Annotated in this window: 2 protein-coding genes and 1 pseudogene; all 3 read right to left on the bottom strand. The window is 66.1% G+C overall.

Annotated features, from left to right (window positions below; translation table 11 throughout):
• Positions 1–977: MCP four helix bundle domain-containing protein (locus AC3A6B_RS29760; RefSeq protein WP_487840231.1), on the bottom strand; the 977-nt coding region annotated here is incomplete at its 3' end.
• 91 nt (positions 978–1,068) lie between these two features.
• Positions 1,069–2,805: a methyl-accepting chemotaxis protein gene (locus tag AC3A6B_RS29765; RefSeq protein WP_487840232.1), complete on the bottom strand. Its 1,737-nt coding sequence runs from the start codon at positions 2,803–2,805 to the stop codon at positions 1,069–1,071.
• A 3-nt stretch (positions 2,806–2,808) separates the two neighbouring features.
• A pseudogene (locus AC3A6B_RS29770) lies at positions 2,809–2,966 on the bottom strand (chemotaxis protein CheW); the annotation flags it as partial.

Raw genomic sequence — 2,966 nt, forward strand, 5'->3', positions numbered from 1 at the left:
GCGTTCTGCTTCACGGTGCTGGTGAGTTCTTCCATCGAGGCCGCGGTCTGCTCCAGCGAGCTCGCCTGCTCCTCGGTGCGCGAAGACAGGTCCTGGTTGCCCGAAGCGATCTGGCTCGAAGCCGTCGCGATCGCATCGGTCGACAGCTTGATCCTGCCGACCACATGGGTCAGCTGGTCCTGCATCTGCTTGATCGAATGCAGCACGCTGCCGTCGTCGGCCGAGCGGGCCTCGACGCCCACCGTCAGGTCGCCGCTGGCGATGCGGCCGACGACGTCCGCCGCGTAGCCGGGCTCGCCACCCAGCTGGCGCGCCAGCAGGCGGGCCACCACCACGCCCAGCCCCACGCTGGCGAGGATGCCGATCAGGGCCATCGCCAGCATCTGCAAGCGCGAGGTCTTGTAGGTCTCGGCGGCATGGTCCATGCTCGCCTTGGCCTGCATGTCGCTGTGCGCCACCATCTTCTCGAGCACTTCCTCGAGCGTGCGCGATTCCTTCAGGAGCTGCGTGCTGTCCTCGGCCACGCGGCCGTCGAACTGCGAGCTGTCCAGCGATTGCGCGGAAAGCAGCGTGACGAAATCGCCCATGCGCTTGTTCAACTTCGGCAGTTGGGCCTCGTACTGCTCGTTGAGCTTGCGACCCTGGTCGCTCTCCAGCAGCACGGGCTTGACCTCGGTCATCCGCGCCTCGAGTTCGGCGCCGGCCTTCTTGAGCTCCGCGATACCGGCGTTGCGCTCGCCCTTGGTGGAAGCCGACAGCAGGCCCATCTGGGCCCGACTCGCATAGAGCAGGTGGATGTTGGCAGCTTGCACCGCCTTCAGGGTCTGCAGCTCGTGGTTGTAGAGCCTCTCGGTCGAGGCGCTGATGCGCCCCATCTGAAAGATGCCGAGCGCACTGACGACGGCACCGATGGCGGCGACGATCAGAAAGCTGAGGATCAGCTTGACGGTGACACGAAGCTCCTGGAACCACTGCATTTTCTTCTTCCTGCGAAAGCCGTCGATAGCGGCCCGGTCATGAGAGATATCGGCAGTCCGGCCCGAAACTTGAGGGGCCGGGACCTCTTCTTCAGAACTCCGTCCATTCGCCCGAGGCCGTATGACCCACGGCGAGCTGCGGCGCACGCTGGTGCGTCACCGTCTTGCGCGGGGCGGCGGCCGGCTTGGCCGGCGCCTTCAGCGCCGGCGCCGCGCGCTTCGAGGGCAATGCCGGCTGGCTGCGGGCCTGGACCTGGGCGAGCACCACGGCCGCCTCTTCCTGGCCGAGCTTGAAGATGCTGACGGTCTGCGAGAGGCTGCCGGCCTGCTCCTGCAGCGATTGCGCCGCCGCGGAAGCCTCTTCCACCAGCGCCGCGTTCTGCTGCGTCACCTGGTCCATCTGCGCGATCGCCTGGTTGATCTGCTCGATGCCCTGCGTCTGCTCGTGGCTCGCCGCCGTGATCTCGCCCATGATGTCGGTCACCCGCTTCACGCTGTCGACGATCTCGTCCATCGTGCGGCCCGCTTCGGCCACCTGCTTGCTGCCCTCCTCGACCTTCTCCACCGAGTCGCCTATCAGCGTCTTGATCTCCTTGGCTGCCGCGGCCGAGCGCTGCGCCAGGTTGCGCACTTCGGAGGCCACGACCGCGAAGCCGCGGCCCTGCTCGCCGGCACGTGCAGCTTCGACCGCGGCATTGAGCGCCAGAATGTTGGTCTGGAAGGCGATGCCGTCAATCACGCCGATGATGTCGACGATCTTCCTGGACGAGGCATTGATGGAGCCCATGGTATCGACCACCTGCGACACCACGCTGCCGCCCTTCACGGCCACTTCGGAGGCCGAGACGGCCAGCTGATTCGCCTGCCGCGCGTTGTCGGCGTTCTGCTTGACGGTCGAGGTCAGCTCTTCCATCGAGGCCGCCGTCTGTTCGAGCGAGCTGGCCTGTTCCTCGGTGCGCGAGGACAGGTCGTGGTTGCCCGCCGCGATCTGGCCCGAGGCCGTGGCGATGGTGTCGGTACCGGCACGCACTTCGCCCACCACCTGGGCCAGGCTGTCATTCATGTTCTTCAGCGCATGCAGCAGTTGGCCGGTCTCGTCGCGCGAATCGACTTCGATGCGCGATGTGAGGTCGCCGCTGGCGACCGTCTCCGCCACCTGGACGGCACGGCCGAGGGGCCGGGTGATGCTGCGGGCGATCAGGAAGGCGCAGACCCCGCCCAGCAGCAGCGTGAGCGCAGTGAGCGCGATGCGGAGATTGAAGCTCTGCGCGTTCGCCTCGTCGATCGCGCGGCTCATGTCGTCGATCGCCTTGCGCTCCAGCGCCAGCAGTTCGAGCACGCGGCTTTCGTAGGCCTTGGCGGCCGGCTGGAAGACTTCCTTGAAGGCGGTCTCGGTCTCCGCCGCGTTGCCGCCCGCCTTCGCCTTCTGCACCGCATCCTTGGCCGCCTGGTACTTGACGCGCAGCTCGACGATGGACTTGAAGGTCGACTTCTCGAGATCGGTCACGAGCAGGGCCTCGACCTTGGCCATGGTCTCCCCGCCCTTCTTGACGCTGTCGGAGATCACGTCGGCAAAGGTGACGGGAAGCGTTTCATCGGTGGTCCTGGCGATCATCGCCGTGCGCGCGATGGCCGAGTAGGTCAGCACGTACCAGTCCGAGATGAGCCGTTCCTTCGCGAGCGGGCTCTGCATCATCTGGCGGGTGGCCTCGGCATTGCTTTTCGCGCTTATCAGCGCGAAGACGGCCGAAGCCAGGGTCAAGGCCAGGACCAGGCCGAAGCCGATGGCCAGGCGCATTCCGATGCGTACGTTTGAGAGGAAGTTCATGGTTCAGGCCGCCATCTTTTCGATGAGGCCCATCTCCTCGCTCGACATCAGCCGGTCGATGTCCACCAGGATCAGCATCCGCTCCTCCAGCGTCCCCAGCCCGATCAGGTAGTCCGTGTCCAGCACCGAGCCCATCTCCGGCGCAGGCTTGATCTGCTCGG

The organism is Variovorax sp. Soil_C_33 (genome assembly GCF_057656935.1).